Raw genomic sequence first — 14,094 nt, forward strand, 5'->3', positions numbered from 1 at the left:
TAAGATAAAGTCTCTGGTGAACATGCTCTTTGCCCGATTTATGACGATCTATGGTCATAAGTTTAAAAGCGCTTTTGACGATGACAAAGAAATTATTATAGCTAAACGAGAATGGGCGCTGAGTTTGGCTGGCTATGAAGAAGATGTTTTGGTATTGGCGATTGAACAGGCCAAGCGTCAGTATAGTTGGATGCCGTCAATTGCTGAGTTTTTACAACTTATGGATCAGTGTCAAGAAAGTTTTGGTTTGGCACCAAAAGAGCAAGCCTATGCCGAAGCTTGTCGTCATGCAACTGCTCCAAGCCATCATCCGTGGAGTCATGCTGCGGTCTACCATGCCGGTAGGGCAACAGGTTGGTTTGAATTAAAAAGCCTACCCAGACAAGCTACTCAAGGCCGTTTTAACCAACACTATAAAACCTTATGCCAGCGAGTATTGGCTGGAGAAAATTTAGACCAAGTCAAAACTTCTGCTTTGTCTGCACCTAACAATGATAATTTATTTGCCTTAATTGATCAGTGGGCTAGGCAGATGGATGTAACGCCAGAGCTTGCTCAAAGCGCACTATACTTTTTGCATTTACCAAAGCATAGTCCGTTAAGAAAAAACCTATATTTACGCAGTAAGTTTGAGTACTCAGGTTATGTTATACCTGACACTATTGATGCGCTGCGCAGCCAATTGGCCTAAAGGTCAGCCAATACACGCAGGTATTTGAATAACTTTTTAGAAGCAGTTTTTGCTTTAGCATCTTGATTTAGGCTCTGTGCCTGCTTCACTAAATGAGATATATGTTGACGATCGGCTTCTTCATGGAGCGCTACAATGTCATTAAGAGTCTCTGGATTGTTGGAAATTAATCCGTCCCTCCAAGTTTCTATTTGATGAAAAGCACGCCTGTGCTCATCGGAGCCAGAGTCGTGCACAGCTAAGGCTTTGGCAATCGCTTCTGAATCCTCGTCGCGCATTACTTTACCTATATATTGTAAATGACGACGTTTAGCCTCATTTTGTGCAATACGACGTGACTCATCAATGGCTGTTTTTAGCGTTTCACTCATTGGAATGCGCGCTAATTCGGCAGGTTTAAGGTCGAGCAATTTGCCACCTAAAGTCTGCAATGCTTCCATTGCACGCTTAATTTGGGTGCGACTTAATTCTTCTTCAGCTGGCAGGTTTTGTTGTAATGCTTCAAGTTCTGCAGCGGCCTTGCGGGCTTTAACTTTGCCCATATTAAATTCCTTACGCGTAAAATAATGTGGCTAGGCCTAAAAAGGCACAAAATCCGACCACATCGGTTATGGTTGTTAAAATCACGCCTCCAGCTAAAGCAGGATCAATGTTCATTGCTTTAAGGATAACGGGAAGGGAAGTGCCAAAAATAGCGGCTACAATCAGATTGATCACCATAGCTGTGGCGATAATGAAACCAATGGTTAAATCTGAGAACCACCAGCTGGCTATACTTGCCACTACGGTCGCCCAAAGTAAGCCATTGATAGCTCCAACGATAATTTCTCTGTGCAGCAAATAGCCAATATTACTACGTTCAACGTGCCCCAGGGCTTGGCCTCGAATAACTAGTGTTAATGCTTGGCTGCCTGCAATGCCACCCATGCTGGCAACAATGGGCATAAGTATAGCAAGAGCCACAACTTGTTCAATAGTATGCTGAAACAGACCAATCATCATAGAAGCAAAAAGCGCAGTGAGTAAGTTGATTCCAAGCCATACAGCACGTCGCCTAGCTGTTTTTACTACAGGTGCAAAGGTATCTTCGTCCTCGTCTAAGCCGGCCATGCGCATGAGCGAGTGGTCAACTTCTTCTCTAATCAAATCTACCACATCATCGATTGTGATCCGGCCTACCAAAAGACCATCTTGATTAACCACAGGTGCAGAGACCCAATCGTTACGTTCAAATAAGTTAGCGACATCTGTTTCATCTAAATGTGCAGGTATTGCTTCACGCTCTGTGTCCATGATGTCTGAAATAAGTGTATTCGGATCACTTACTAATAAACTGGTCACTGGCAGTAAGCCAATATATCGGTCTTTGCGTGTGACAACAAAAAGGTTATCAGTCATTTCTGGCAGGCTGTCATGACGGCGTAAATAACGCAGAACAGCATCTATAGTAAGGTCAGGACGGATGCTCACTACGTCGGTGTTCATAAGACCACCGGCAGTGTCTTCTGGGTAAGACAACACTTGTTCTAAGCGTTCACGATCTTGCAATCCCAAGCTATTGAGCACTTCTTGCATTACCTTTTTTGGCAGCTGTTGCAAGATATCGGCAAAATCATCAGTATCTAAATTTTCTGTGGCCTGAAGAAGCTCTTCAGTGTTCATTTGATTAACGAATTCAGCTTGAATTTCGTCACTTAAATGCTGAAGGACTTCACCTTCTAACTCTGGATTGACCAAATTCCAAAGTAGTTCACGCTCTCTAGGAGGTGAGGATTCAAGTAAATGTGCTGTATGAGCAGGTTTTAGGGTGTGGTTAAGCATGTGGCGCGCTTGAATAAAAGCACCACTGTCCAGGGCGTCGTTAAGTTCTTGAAGGCGGGTTTCCATGAAGTTACAGCCTTATTCGCCTTCGTCAAAGAAATTGTTGACTAGGTGTAGTATGTCGTCAACGGCCTGTTGTGCATCATCTCCACTGACTTTAAGGTCTAAAATTGTGCCTTTTGAAGCGGCTAGCAACATCACTGACATGATACTTTTTGCGTCGACCATTTTGCCTTCAGTGCCAATTTCTATACTACAACCATAGCGCCCAGTAACACCGACAAGTTTAGCCGCAGCACGAGCGTGCAAACCAAGTTTGTTGATGATGGTGATTTTTTGGTTGATCATACACAAAACCTTACGAGAATAGCTCTACAAAATAGTGTTACAGCAATTTAAAAGCATGTCTCAAGCTTTTCAAGATTAGCCCTATAGCATACCCTTTTTGAGGCATTTATGCGATAGCAATTTTGTACATAGCATCTGCGTCAGGTGCCTGTCTGATGCTCTCTCGAAATTCAGCTTGGCCAAAGCATCCTGCTAAGGTGGCTAAAATTTGTAGGTGCTCGTCGGTGGCTTCAAGAGGCACTAAAAGCACAAACAATAAATCTACCGGCTGCTGGTCTATGGCATCAAAATCTACGGCGTTAGTTAACCTGACTAACGCACCAGTGACATGGGTGCAACTGGCTAAGCGGCAATGAGGTATTGCGATGCCATCACCAAATCCGGTGCTACCCAATTTTTCGCGGGTGATTAGCGCATTAAATAGTTCTTTGCTATCAAAATCGCTCATTTGGTCGCTTAGCCACTGGCTTATCGACTCTAGGGTGCGTTTTTTGCTAGCGCACGCTAAATCAGAGAGCGTGCGTTTTGGAGTGAGAATGTCACTGATATTCATATGGTTTTATTAAACCTGTTTATGGTGTGGGCTCAATTGAGGCGTTTACGTTCATTGGAAGGAGGGATGTTCATACTTTCTCTATATTTGGCGATAGTTCTTCGGGCTACATTAATGCCTTGAGATTCCAGCATATCAGTTAGTTTTGAGTCGCTTAAGGGTTTACGTGTTGATTCAAGCGCGATGAACTTTTTAATAATTGCCCTTATGGCCGTAGATGAACACTCTCCGCCACTTGCGGTAGCTACGTGACTAGAAAAGAAATATTTTAACTCAAAAATACCTCTAGGTGTGTGCATATATTTTTGGGTAGTTACACGAGAAATAGTAGATTCGTGCATTTCCACGTGCTCTGCTACTTCTGCTAGCACTAAAGGTTTCATTTCTTCTTCGCCATGCTCTAAAAATTTTTGTTGTATTTCACAAATACGAGCAGACACCTTAAGCAACGTCTCATTTCGGCTTTCAAGGCTTTTTATAAACCAGCGAGCTTCTTGTAAGTGATTTTTTATATAACTTTTGTCACTAGCGTTGCCGCTGCCTCCAAAATTAGCATATTGTTGATTGATTCTTATCTTTGGTGCGCAATTGGGGTTTAATGAAACTTTCCACACCTTGTCAATTTTTTGTACCATGACGTCTGGAATTACATAGTCTGCCTGACTTGAGGCAATGCTAACGCCTGGTTCTGGTTGAAGTTGAGTGATTAATTCAACAATATGAACTAATTCGGTTTCTTTATAGCCTGAACGGCGTCTTAAGGTGCTGTAGTCGTGGCTACCCAGCAGATCTAGGTATTTGTCTACGATGGCAATCGCACCTTCTCGCCAAGGGGTATCAGTTGGCGAATATTTTAACTGAATAAGCAGGCATTCTCTTAGGTCTTGCGCAGCAACACCTATAGGGTCAAATTGTTGAATCAGAGTTAATACTGCTTGAGTCTCATACTCTTCAATAACATCTTGCTCTTGCTGAATTAAGTTGCCATTAATGCCTTGTGTAATCTCGCTTAGAGTTTGACTTAGGTAACCTCGTTCATCTACAGCATCAATAATACTAGCTCCGATAAACTGATCGATATCACTTAAGCGGCTAACATTTAGTTGCCACTCAAGGTGTTCTTGTAGGCTTGGCTCGTGGCTATTGTGGGCGTCAAAGTCAAACTCGTCCGCATGACCAGTAGCGGGTGTAGTGGAACTTTGGTATATATCATCCCATGAGCTGTCAGTGGCAAGCTCGACTGGGATTTCCTCATGCCAGTCACTGTCAGCTAGCTGCTCATCTGTAAGTTGGTCATTGGATTTATCGTCTGGCGTGATGACGTCATCTAAATTTGAGGCGTCAGTTTCTGCCTGCTCAAACTCTTCTTCTAATTCTAGTAGGGGATTAGAGTCTAAGGCTTGTTGGATTTCTTGTTGGAGGTCTAAAGTTGAAAGTTGCAGTAAACGAATTGCTTGTTGCAACTGTGGTGTCATTGACAGTTGTTGATTCACTTTGAGTTGCAAAGAAGCTTTCATAGTTATACTAATTCATTGCTACTAAAAAGTTGTTTGATAGACCTTTGGCTTTGCTCTTGTTAAAGCTATAGGTTGAAATCGTCACCTAAGTATACCTCTCTTACTTGTTTATTCGCTAATATATCACTACTGGTTCCGTGGGCTAAAATGTAGCCTTCACTGACGATGTAAGCTAAGTCACAAATATCTAATGTCTCTCTTACGTTATGGTCAGTGATCAACACGCCAATGCCCTTATCTTTCAACTGCTTAATAATGTGTTTGATGTCTTTTACTGATATGGGGTCTACTCCCGCAAAGGGCTCATCTAGCAAAATAAATTGGGGTTCACTCGCTAAAGCACGAGCAATCTCAACCCTACGTCGTTCACCGCCTGATAAACTTAGACCAAGACTATCTCGAATATGAGTAATGTTAAACTCTGACAAAAGGACTTCTAGCTTTTCAAGACGTTGTGTTTTTGTAAGGTTTTTTTGGGTTTGCAATATGGCTAAGATATTTTGTGCTACGCTAAGCTTGCGAAATACTGAGGCTTCCTGGGGTAAATAGCCGATACCTTTGCGGGCCCTTCCATGCATAGGCTCATTAGAAATATTTTCTTGATTAATAAATATTTGCCCACGATCCGCTTGCACCAAACCCACTATCATATAAAAACAAGTGGTTTTCCCAGCACCGTTTGGCCCAAGTAGCCCCACCACTTGACCCGCTTCAATACGAATGTTGACGTCTTTTACAATAGCGCGCTTATTGTATGATTTAGCAAGGTTTTTTGCTTCTAATGTAGCTATCTTGTTAAGCATGTGTGGGTGTTGATCTTCTTTTTAAGTGGATATTAGTTAGCGTTAGGTAAAAATATCATATTAACTCGTTTACCTTTACCACCGGAGGCTTTTACACTGTCCTTGGGCATATCAAACAGGATTTGATGCCCGCTAAATTGGTTGCCTTGTTGAATGAGTTTGGCGCGACCTAATAGAGTTAAGAACTCAGTGTTAACTTGAAAATCAATGCTCTCACCCCACGCTTCCATCACTTCACTTTGACCTGTTGCGTTAGGTTCTGATTGCTGACTCATATAGGCCAAGCCGTCATGGTGGCCATCTGTGGCTAACATCGTATCTATGCCATCATCGTTAAAGGTAACTTTAACCGTAGAGGCTTCAATTTTTATTGAGCCTTGGGTAATAATGACATTGCCAGAGTATATTGAAAAACCCTCACCTTCATTAAGTTCAGCTTGATCAGCTGCAATTTCCAACGGTTGTTGGCGGTCGCTATCAAGGGCCCAAGATAATGGACTTGAAAAGCATAGGGTGCAGGTAAGAAAAAATATTGAAAGTTTTGGACAGTTGTTCATAGTTGGTGTCTTAAAAGCAGGCAGGGGGAGCGATAACATAATTAATTCCTTGGTACATATTGGGAGCCCTTGACCTGATGCAAGAACAATAACCGTTGTGTGTCCAGTGTGAGCTGCATTCCAGTGCCCGTCAAGTGGCTATACTTGCCGGTTAAAGTGACTATTTCATCTGACACGGCGTAGCTTTGGTTGGGGAATAACCTTAAGCTTTGAGTCGTTAAGCTAAGAGGTTTGTTAAGATCTGGGCCATTGGTTATTAGCACTTTGTCACTAAGGTTAATTTGTGCCCCAGAATCTAATATGAGTCCCTCATCAGCTTTTCCAAACCAGGCGACGTCAGAGTTTTTTAGGTAAATATTGAATCTAGGTTGGAGCATATCTGTGGAATCGAACTCTCGAATGTGAGTAAATTTCAAAGCGCTGATGTTAGAGAACAGTTCACCATCGTTATTGTATTGGCTGATGGTAGCGTTAGTCAGGTAATAGTCAGGAATCCACTTAGCTTCTGATTCTATAGTCTGTTGGGTTGTTTGTTGCCACCACCAAAAGAGCAGCACTGACAAGCCGAAAGTCGCTAGGTTTATATATAGCCAACGGCCTTTAAGTAACGCACCCATTAAGGTTCTGCTGTGATCTGAGTAGATAGGTATGGCGCTAATGCCTCATCCCATGTGCCTTGGGCTTGCATGATTAAGTCGCAAACTTCTCTTACGGCGCCGTGTCCGCCGCTTAGTCGTGTGACATACTGACTGTATTGTGCCATTGTTTTGGCTGCATTAGGCACGCTGATGCCTAAGCCAACCTTGATGATAGCCGCTAAGTCAGGCAAGTCATCTCCTATGTAGGCCATTGCATTCCAGTCTAAGCGCAAGTGTTCAGTGAGTTCATACAAAGCTTTGAGTTTATCTTCTCTGCCTTGCAAAACTAACTCAATACCTAATTGTTTTGCCCTTTGTGCGACTATATTTGATGTTCTTCCTGTGACTATAGCTACTTTTACGCCAGAGGCTTGGAGCATTTTTATGCCGTGACCATCTAAGCTATTAAAGGCTTTTATTTCTTCACCTTGGTTGCCAAAATACAGCTTCCCATCACTCAATACACCATCTACATCTAAAGCAAGCAAGCGCACACAGCTAGCCTGCCGAGTAAGGTCAATCGTTTTAAGCTGTGCACAGGGCATGTTATATCACCCCTGCTTTTAGCAAGTCGTGCATATTAATAGCCCCAACCGGTTGATCTTTTTCATCACACACAATGAGAGCATTTATTTTATGTTGCTCCATGAGCTTTAGCGCTTGTGCGGCTAGCATGTCGGCATGTGCCTTAACGGGGTCACGCGTCATTAACGTACTGATGTGACATTCGCGCAAATCTTGACTATGGTCTAAGCTGCGACGTAAATCTCCATCAGTGTATATGCCGGCAAGTTGCCCTTTGGTATTAACTACCGCAGTCATTCCCATGCCTTTTTGAGTCATTTCCATTAACGCGTCAGCAAAGCGGGTGTCTTGTGATACCTTTGGTAATGCTTTGCCTGAGTGCATTATATCACTCACCTTTAATAATAATTTCCTACCTAAAGCGCCCCCTGGGTGCGAAAAAGCAAAATCTTTAGCACTGAAGCCTTTTGCTTCTAATAAAGCAATAGCAAGAGCATCACCCATGACTAAGCTTGCAGTGGTGCTAGAGGTGGGTGCAAGATTTAAGGGACAAGCTTCAGTGCTAACTTGCACGTTAAGGTGCACATCTGACGCTTTAGCTAAAATGGAATTCGGTGCCCCTGTCATAGCAATGAGGGGGCTGCCTAAGCGTTTTAACATGGGCAATAAGGTGACTATTTCGCTAGTGGTGCCTGAGTATGACAATGCTAATACTACATCACTAGGTGTAATCATGCCCATGTCCCCATGACTGGCTTCACCTGGATGGACAAAAAAAGCTGGCGTGCCAGTACTGGCTAAAGTGGCCGCTATTTTATTGGCAATATGGCCAGATTTACCCATGCCTAAAAGAACCACTCTAGACGAACAGTCCATTAGTATCTGGCATGCTTGTACAAATGTTGCATCTATACGAATGGTAAGCTCTGCAATAGCAGCCTGCTCTAAGCCGATGGTGCGCAAGGCTGATTCGGCAAATAGTGTCGTCTGGGCTGGGCTGGGCTGTAGGGTATTATTATCGCTCAACATCTCTCCTTGGGCTTATGCATAAATTATGTAGCATTAGTATAAAGTAAAAGCATATACATGACATAGATCAACAGCAGCAAGATACCCATGAAGCGGCTAATACTGCCCCCGTTGCGGGCCTTAAATCCAACAGCAAATAAAAATAAAGTTAACAAAAGCATCAACCCGTAATCACGCCATAAAGCATCGGCCTCTATAACTACTGGGCTGATAAGGGCAGGTATTGCCATCACTCCTAGCAAATTAAAAATGTTGGAGCCAATTACATTTCCTAAAGCGATGCCGTGCTGGCCTTTGCGAGCGCTCATAATAGATGCTGCTAGTTCAGGTAAGCTTGTGCCTATGGCTATAATAGTGAGGCCTATGATCATTTCGCTGACGCCAAGGGCAGTGGCAATGTGAACAGCGCCACCCACTAAGATTCTTGAGCCAATAGCTAAAACAACTAAGCCTAAAATAAGCCAAATAATGCCCTTTTTTAAGCTCATGCTGGCTTGGGGGGTGGTTTGATCTTCTGGATGCTGACATTGGTAACGTTTAAATAAATATAAACATAAGACTAAACCAAAAAGCAGTAGCATGGCGTCTACCAGATCTAGGTAATAGTCTAATAATATAATACCAGCGCCAAGGGTGGCGACGGTTAATATAGGTAGTTCAGTGCGAACTAAATCACCTCGGATAGGTATGGAGGATACTAGTGCTGTGGCGCCTAGTACTAAGGCAATGTTGGCAATATTAGAGCCAATAGCATTGCCAATGGCTAATCCTGGAGCGCCATCTAAGGCCGCCATAGTTGATACGAGCATTTCTGGTGCAGAAGTGCCAAAGGCTACAATGGTTAAACCAATAAGCATAGGGGACATGCCTAAATGACCAGCAGTAGCTGATGCGCCGTCAACAAATCGGTCGGCACTCCAGATGAGCAGGCCTAAACCAACCAGAACGGCAATAATTGCAATAAGCATATAAAAATCTAATGAAAGGGTGAAAAACTGGCGACTAGGCGTCTTTAAAGGGCCTAGTCAAACCGTGAGGGGCAATGAAAACAAGAGTCGACACAATTTGCAAGTTTCTTTGCACTTAAGCGTGGCAATGGTAAACTTAAGTATATATTTTTCAGCGCTAATTATGGCGTATACGAGTGCTAATGAGCACTTAATTGGAGCCGCGCCTATGACGCCAAAAGGCATTATTGAAATTAAAAATGTTACCTTTTATCGCGCTGATCGGGCAATTTTTAAAAATTTAAGCTGTACTATATCGACTGGAAAAATCACCGCCATTATGGGGGCAAGTGGATCAGGTAAAACAACGCTCTTGCGCCTAATCGGAGGTCAACTTCAGCCAGATGAAGGTCAGGTTTTTTTGTTTGGGCAAGATGTTGCTTTACTTAACACCTTACACCTTAATCAATTGCGCTCACGTATGGGTGTATTGTTCCAAAGTGGGGCCTTATTTACAGACCTATCAGTATTTGACAATGTTGCCTTCCCTTTGAGAGAACACTTAAATCTTAGTGCTGACGACCTGTACAACCGAGTTTTGTTAAAGCTAGAGGCGGTAGGGTTGCGCGGTGCAAGAGACCTTATGCCATCTCAGTTGTCAGGAGGTATGGCTAGGCGAGTTGCATTAGCTCGTGCTGTAGCAATTGAGCCAGAACTGATTCTTTATGATGAGCCGTTTGCTGGACAAGACCCGATTGCCATGGCTGTTCTCCAAAGATTGATAAAGCACATCAATGCTCAAATGCAGTTGACTAGTGTACTGGTGTCTCATGATATTACTGAAGCGTTTGCTATTTCTGATGAAGTGATCTTGTTGGGACACTCAAGAGTGCTTGCTCAAGGGAGTCCTGACGAACTAAAGGCTAGTGAAGATCCGGCAGTAAAACAATTTATTCATGGGGAAGCAGATGGAGTGATTCCTTTTCATTTTGTTGCACCGCCTTTGCAAGAAGAATTAAGGGGCTTAAATCATGATTAACGTTATTGCTGATATAGGCAGCATTGCTCTGGGTAAATTGATACGTATGGGCGAAGCTTTGTTGATGCTGTTGCAGGCTATTGTGGTAAAGCCTAAAATTTCAAGCATTTCTAGGCTTATTCAGCAACTCTATATAGTAGGTGTTCAGTCTCTGGTTATTATACTTGTGTCAGCTTTGTTTATTGGCATGGTATTGGGTTTGCAGGGGTATACCTTACTCTCAGCCTATGGTTCTGAGCAGGCAGTGGGCCAAATGGTAGCATTAACGTTAGTGAGGGAGTTATCTCCAGTAGTTGCCGCTTTGCTATTTGCGGGTAGAGCAGGTTCTGCTTTAACAGCAGAAATTGGACTAATGAAGGCCACTGAGCAGTTAGCAAGCTTAGAAATGTTTGGTGTGGACCCATTGCACCGTATTGTGGCACCACGTTTTTGGGCGGGTATGATTTCTCTACCTTTATTAGTAGCAATTTTTAGCTTGGTAGGTATTTATGGTGGCTACTTAGTTGCTGTGGACTGGTTAGGTGTTTATGGCGGTTCATACTGGGGCAATATGCAGCAAGCGGTAGATTTTAATGAGGATGTTCTTAATGGCATGGTTAAAGCCGTGGTCTTTGCGTTTTTGATTAGCTGGACGGCTTTGTATCAGGGCTATTCATGTATCCCAACATCACAGGGTATTAGCGCCGCGACAACCCGCACTGTGGTTTATAGCTCTTTAGCTATTCTTGGGTTTGATTTTATTTTAACGGCGCTAATGTTTGGAGGCACAATATGAAAAAAAGATGGTTGGAGCTAAGTGTAGGCCTAATGATGGTGGCTGGAATAGCAGCTTTAATAACATTGGCCATACAAGTGAGTGGAGGCTCCATGTCTCGCAACGCTGACCATTATACTGTTACAGCGCTGTTTGAAAACGCTGCTGGCCTTTCGCCAAAAGCTAAAGTAACCATGGCTGGTGTGGTAGTAGGAGAGGTTGTATCGGTGGGTATAGATCCCTATGCATTGAAAGCGCAGGTACATATGAAAATTGATGGCCAAGTGAATTATTTATCCATAGATACTAGTGCCAGTATTCTTACATCTGGTTTGTTAGGGGAAAAATATGTTGGCCTAACCGTTGGAGCTGAAGAGGATGTATTGGTAGATGGTGACGTGATTGAAGACACCCAATCTGCCCTTGTTTTAGAAGATTTGATCGGTCAGTTTTTGCTCAATTTTGGTGACAATACATAGGAACAACGAAGATGATAGATTTGTATAAACACACGATAAAAGTAGTTTTTATGGCATGGTTTGCGTTATGCGTGGCAACTGTTCAAGCCGCAGAATGGGATGATGCGAGTAAAGTCATTGAGCGAAGCACAAGGGCCATGGTTGTTTTATTAGAAAATGGACGACTGGAGGCGGCTCTTAGTACTGAGGCAGAAGGTGAGGCCGTTAAATTTGATGAGGCCCAGCTTTTTTTAGGTATGGAGGGTGTGTTAGCAGGTGTGATTGATTTTAATAGTATCGCTAAAGGTGTGATGGCCAAATATTATCGCCAAGCTTCACAGCAGCAAATAGAAGAATTTAGCATTGCTTTTAAACAATCATTACTCAACACTTATGCCGGTGCAGTGCTAGCGTTTAGGATTAATGATTTTGAAATACAAGCTAATCCAAGTAGTAAGGCTAAGCCTGGGCGACAAAACGTGTGGGTGAAGATCTATGCTAATGGCGCAGCTTACGATTTGCATTACGCTATGAAAAAGCGCAAACAAGGCTGGATGGTGACCAATGTCACCCTTGACGGTATCAACTTAGGGCTAGCCTTCAGGCAACAATTCGCAAGTGAAATGGCTCAAAATAAAGGTAGTATTGATGACGTGATTGCTTTTTGGAATGATCCGTCTTAAAGCTATTCAATTACGGGCAACGGTGGCGATAGAGGTGAGTATTTTGCTATACTAACGCGCTTATCGCACCCTTGTTTTTTTGTTTTTGGTGCTTCGCTTGTATTAAAGTTATAAGTCCTAATTTATACCCCCTTATTTATGACCCCATGGAGAATATTGTGGACGCAGAACAAGTTAAACAAATTATTGAACAGCAACTTGTGGGCACTCAAGTGATCCCAAGTGGCGAAGGATGTAGCTTTCAAGTGACTGTAATTGGTGATCTTTTTATAGGCTTATCACCAGTTAAAAAACAACAGTTGGTATATAGCTGCTTGACTGATCAAATTGCAGATGGATCAATACATGCGCTAGGAATTAAAACCTATACAGCTGATCAATGGCAAAGTGTAAGTGTTTAACTAACGCTGCTAAACCTAATGTACCCAACACACCTAATACATACACATATTTGGCGAAAATATTATGGATAAATTAAGCATTACTGGCGGTAAGGTTCTGGACGGTGAGATTCGTATTGCTGGTGCAAAAAATGCGGCACTACCTATTTTGGCCGCTACTTTGTTAGCTCAAGAGCCTGTCACAATTCGTAATTTGCCACACTTGCATGATGTTACCACCATGATCGAATTATTGGGTCGTATGGGTGTGTCTTTGCTGGTAGGGGACAAATTAAGTGTAGAGATAGATGCCACCACGCTTGATCATTGCATAGCACCTTATGACTTGGTTAAAACTATGCGTGCATCTATTTTGGTATTGGGGCCCTTGGTGGCGCGTTTTGGCGAAGCAGAAGTATCTTTGCCTGGTGGTTGCGCCATTGGTAGTCGACCGGTAGATCTGCATATTCGTGGTTTAGAAGCCATGGGTGCCACCATTACTGTAGAAGATGGCTACATCCGTGCCAAGGCTGATCGTCTTAAAGGTGCACACATCTTCTTTGATACTGTGACAGTAACAGGTACTGAAAATATTTTAATGGCAGCAACTCTGGCTGAAGGTGAAACAGTGCTGGATAATGCTGCTCGTGAGCCTGAGGTAGTGGATTTAGCTGAATGTTTAATTGCTATGGGCGCTAAGATTACGGGCCACGGTACTGGAACAATACGCATACAAGGCGTCGAAAAACTTCATGGTTGCCAGTATGACGTTCTGCCAGACAGGATTGAAACAGGCACTTATTTAGTGGCTGCAGCGGTAACAGGTGGACGAATTAAAGTGAAGGATACTCGTCCTGATACTATGGAAGCGGTACTTGCTAAGTTGGAAGAAACTGGCGCAGAAATAGTTGTTGGTGATGATTGGATTACTTTGGATATGCACGGCAAACGGCCAAAAGCTGTGAATTTAAAAACAGCACCTTACCCAGGTTTTCCCACAGATATGCAAGCTCAGTTTTCGGCACTCAATGCGATTGCTATAGGTAGTGGGCGTATTACTGAAACTATTTTTGAAAACCGTTTTATGCACATTGATGAAATGGCGCGTATGGGTGCTCAAGTGGCAGTAGAGGGTAATACAGTAATCCAGCAAGGCATCGAGCGTCTTAAGGCAGCCCCCGTAATGGCAACTGATTTAAGGGCGTCGGCTAGTTTGGTGATTGCTGCTTTAGTAGCTGATGGTGAAACAATCATTGATCGTATCTACCATATTGACCGTGGCTATGACTGTATAGAAGAAAAAATGGGCGCTTTAGGCGCTATTATCAAGCGCGTAGCTTAACTGAGAAAA

The 14,094-nt window shown here is 43.1% G+C and carries 18 protein-coding genes; 7 read left to right on the forward strand and 11 right to left on the reverse strand.

All coding sequences use genetic code 11. The features are described 5' to 3' along the window. Positions 1-22: 22 nt before the first annotated feature. Entirely contained in the window at positions 23-691 is a 669-nt protein-coding gene (locus ABXT42_RS03155; RefSeq protein WP_443629430.1) for a replication protein P, read from the forward strand. On the opposite strand, the gene yjgA is transcribed toward ABXT42_RS03155, so the two are convergent. From yjgA to ABXT42_RS03210, 11 genes are all read right to left on the reverse strand, one after another. Beyond that, a complete protein-coding gene (gene yjgA, locus ABXT42_RS03160) occupies positions 688-1,233 on the reverse strand; it encodes a ribosome biogenesis factor YjgA (RefSeq protein ID WP_443628921.1) in 546 nt (181 codons plus the stop codon). The two genes, ABXT42_RS03155 and yjgA, sit on opposite strands and share 4 nt — an antisense overlap. Before the next feature lie 10 nt (positions 1,234-1,243). Beyond that, positions 1,244-2,578: a magnesium transporter gene (gene mgtE / locus ABXT42_RS03165; RefSeq protein WP_443628922.1), complete on the reverse strand. Its 1,335-nt coding sequence runs from the start codon at positions 2,576-2,578 to the stop codon at positions 1,244-1,246. A gap of 12 nt (positions 2,579-2,590) precedes the next feature. Continuing rightward, on the reverse strand, positions 2,591-2,860 hold the full coding sequence (locus ABXT42_RS03170) for an HPr family phosphocarrier protein (protein WP_443628923.1): 270 nt from the start codon (positions 2,858-2,860) through the stop codon (positions 2,591-2,593). A gap of 106 nt (positions 2,861-2,966) precedes the next feature. After that, positions 2,967-3,413, reverse strand: a complete 447-nt coding sequence (gene ptsN, locus ABXT42_RS03175; protein ID WP_443628924.1) for a PTS IIA-like nitrogen regulatory protein PtsN — start codon at positions 3,411-3,413, stop codon at positions 2,967-2,969. A 32-nt stretch (positions 3,414-3,445) separates the two neighbouring features. Continuing rightward, positions 3,446-4,930 (reverse strand): RNA polymerase factor sigma-54, encoded by a 1,485-nt coding sequence (locus ABXT42_RS03180; RefSeq protein WP_443628925.1) that lies wholly within the window; start codon positions 4,928-4,930, stop codon positions 3,446-3,448. A 65-nt stretch (positions 4,931-4,995) separates the two neighbouring features. Next, positions 4,996-5,721 (reverse strand): LPS export ABC transporter ATP-binding protein, encoded by a 726-nt coding sequence (gene lptB / locus ABXT42_RS03185; RefSeq protein WP_443629431.1) that lies wholly within the window; start codon positions 5,719-5,721, stop codon positions 4,996-4,998. Between the two features lie 44 nt (positions 5,722-5,765). Beyond that, positions 5,766-6,329: a lipopolysaccharide transport periplasmic protein LptA gene (lptA, locus tag ABXT42_RS03190; protein WP_443628926.1), complete on the reverse strand. Its 564-nt coding sequence runs from the start codon at positions 6,327-6,329 to the stop codon at positions 5,766-5,768. A gap of 2 nt (positions 6,330-6,331) precedes the next feature. Next, positions 6,332-6,907 carry an LPS export ABC transporter periplasmic protein LptC gene (gene lptC / locus ABXT42_RS03195; protein WP_443628927.1) on the reverse strand — a complete coding sequence of 192 codons (576 nt, stop codon included), beginning with the start codon at positions 6,905-6,907 and terminating at the stop codon, positions 6,332-6,334. Beyond that, positions 6,907-7,473 carry a 3-deoxy-manno-octulosonate-8-phosphatase KdsC gene (kdsC, locus tag ABXT42_RS03200; RefSeq protein WP_443628928.1) on the reverse strand — a complete coding sequence of 189 codons (567 nt, stop codon included), beginning with the start codon at positions 7,471-7,473 and terminating at the stop codon, positions 6,907-6,909. The genes lptC and kdsC overlap by 1 nt, the downstream gene beginning before the upstream one ends. 1 nt (position 7,474) lies before the next feature. Next, positions 7,475-8,482 carry a KpsF/GutQ family sugar-phosphate isomerase gene (locus ABXT42_RS03205; RefSeq protein WP_443628929.1) on the reverse strand — a complete coding sequence of 336 codons (1,008 nt, stop codon included), beginning with the start codon at positions 8,480-8,482 and terminating at the stop codon, positions 7,475-7,477. 23 nt (positions 8,483-8,505) lie between these two features. Beyond that, complete coding sequence (locus ABXT42_RS03210; RefSeq protein WP_443628930.1) at positions 8,506-9,450, reverse strand: calcium/sodium antiporter; 945 nt, start codon at positions 9,448-9,450, stop codon at positions 8,506-8,508. A 163-nt stretch (positions 9,451-9,613) separates the two neighbouring features. Here ABXT42_RS03210 and ABXT42_RS03215 point away from each other — a divergent pair, with 163 nt between their 5' ends. The 6 genes from ABXT42_RS03215 to murA all read left to right on the forward strand — a co-directional run bounded on the left by ABXT42_RS03215 (position 9,614) and on the right by murA (position 14,085). After that, complete coding sequence (locus ABXT42_RS03215) at positions 9,614-10,468, forward strand: ABC transporter ATP-binding protein (RefSeq protein WP_443628931.1); 855 nt, start codon at positions 9,614-9,616, stop codon at positions 10,466-10,468. Next, on the forward strand, positions 10,461-11,243 hold the full coding sequence (mlaE, locus tag ABXT42_RS03220) for a lipid asymmetry maintenance ABC transporter permease subunit MlaE (RefSeq protein ID WP_443628932.1): 783 nt from the start codon (positions 10,461-10,463) through the stop codon (positions 11,241-11,243). Before ABXT42_RS03215 ends, mlaE begins: the two co-directional genes overlap by 8 nt. After that, a complete protein-coding gene (gene mlaD, locus ABXT42_RS03225) occupies positions 11,240-11,701 on the forward strand; it encodes an outer membrane lipid asymmetry maintenance protein MlaD (RefSeq protein WP_443628933.1) in 462 nt (153 codons plus the stop codon). Before mlaE ends, mlaD begins: the two co-directional genes overlap by 4 nt. 50 nt (positions 11,702-11,751) lie before the next feature. Continuing rightward, positions 11,752-12,363: an MlaC/ttg2D family ABC transporter substrate-binding protein gene (locus ABXT42_RS03230; protein ID WP_443628934.1), complete on the forward strand. Its 612-nt coding sequence runs from the start codon at positions 11,752-11,754 to the stop codon at positions 12,361-12,363. 158 nt (positions 12,364-12,521) lie between these two features. Beyond that, on the forward strand, positions 12,522-12,764 hold the full coding sequence (locus tag ABXT42_RS03235; RefSeq protein ID WP_443628935.1) for a BolA family protein: 243 nt from the start codon (positions 12,522-12,524) through the stop codon (positions 12,762-12,764). 64 nt (positions 12,765-12,828) lie between these two features. Further along, positions 12,829-14,085 (forward strand): UDP-N-acetylglucosamine 1-carboxyvinyltransferase, encoded by a 1,257-nt coding sequence (murA, locus tag ABXT42_RS03240; RefSeq protein ID WP_443628936.1) that lies wholly within the window; start codon positions 12,829-12,831, stop codon positions 14,083-14,085. The last annotated feature ends 9 nt before the right edge of the window (positions 14,086-14,094 follow it).

This window comes from Candidatus Njordibacter sp. Uisw_002 (genome assembly GCF_047730155.1).
Taxonomy (GTDB): Bacteria; Pseudomonadota; Gammaproteobacteria; order Pseudomonadales; family Balneatricaceae; genus Njordibacter.

Bases quoted from the DNA above. Each gene is read 5' to 3' on its own strand.
- mlaE (WP_443628932.1), top strand. From the start codon at position 10,461: ATGATTAACGTTATTGCTGATATAGGCAGCATTGCTCTGGGTAAATTG.
- ABXT42_RS03180 (WP_443628925.1), bottom strand. From the start codon at position 4,930: ATGAAAGCTTCTTTGCAACTCAAAGTGAATCAACAACTGTCAATGACA.
- ABXT42_RS03215 (WP_443628931.1), top strand. From the start codon at position 9,614: ATGGCGTATACGAGTGCTAATGAGCACTTAATTGGAGCCGCGCCTATG.
- mlaD (WP_443628933.1), top strand. From the start codon at position 11,240: ATGAAAAAAAGATGGTTGGAGCTAAGTGTAGGCCTAATGATGGTGGCT.
- mgtE (WP_443628922.1), bottom strand. From the start codon at position 2,578: ATGGAAACCCGCCTTCAAGAACTTAACGACGCCCTGGACAGTGGTGCT.
- ABXT42_RS03170 (WP_443628923.1), bottom strand. From the start codon at position 2,860: ATGATCAACCAAAAAATCACCATCATCAACAAACTTGGTTTGCACGCT.
- lptC (WP_443628927.1), bottom strand. From the start codon at position 6,907: ATGGGTGCGTTACTTAAAGGCCGTTGGCTATATATAAACCTAGCGACT.
- ABXT42_RS03155 (WP_443629430.1), top strand. From the start codon at position 23: ATGCTCTTTGCCCGATTTATGACGATCTATGGTCATAAGTTTAAAAGC.
- ptsN (WP_443628924.1), bottom strand. From the start codon at position 3,413: ATGAATATCAGTGACATTCTCACTCCAAAACGCACGCTCTCTGATTTA.
- ABXT42_RS03230 (WP_443628934.1), top strand. From the start codon at position 11,752: ATGGCATGGTTTGCGTTATGCGTGGCAACTGTTCAAGCCGCAGAATGG.
- yjgA (WP_443628921.1), bottom strand. From the start codon at position 1,233: ATGGGCAAAGTTAAAGCCCGCAAGGCCGCTGCAGAACTTGAAGCATTA.
- ABXT42_RS03205 (WP_443628929.1), bottom strand. From the start codon at position 8,482: ATGTTGAGCGATAATAATACCCTACAGCCCAGCCCAGCCCAGACGACA.
- ABXT42_RS03210 (WP_443628930.1), bottom strand. From the start codon at position 9,450: ATGCTTATTGCAATTATTGCCGTTCTGGTTGGTTTAGGCCTGCTCATC.
- kdsC (WP_443628928.1), bottom strand. From the start codon at position 7,473: ATGCCCTGTGCACAGCTTAAAACGATTGACCTTACTCGGCAGGCTAGC.
- murA (WP_443628936.1), top strand. From the start codon at position 12,829: ATGGATAAATTAAGCATTACTGGCGGTAAGGTTCTGGACGGTGAGATT.
- lptA (WP_443628926.1), bottom strand. From the start codon at position 6,329: ATGTTATCGCTCCCCCTGCCTGCTTTTAAGACACCAACTATGAACAAC.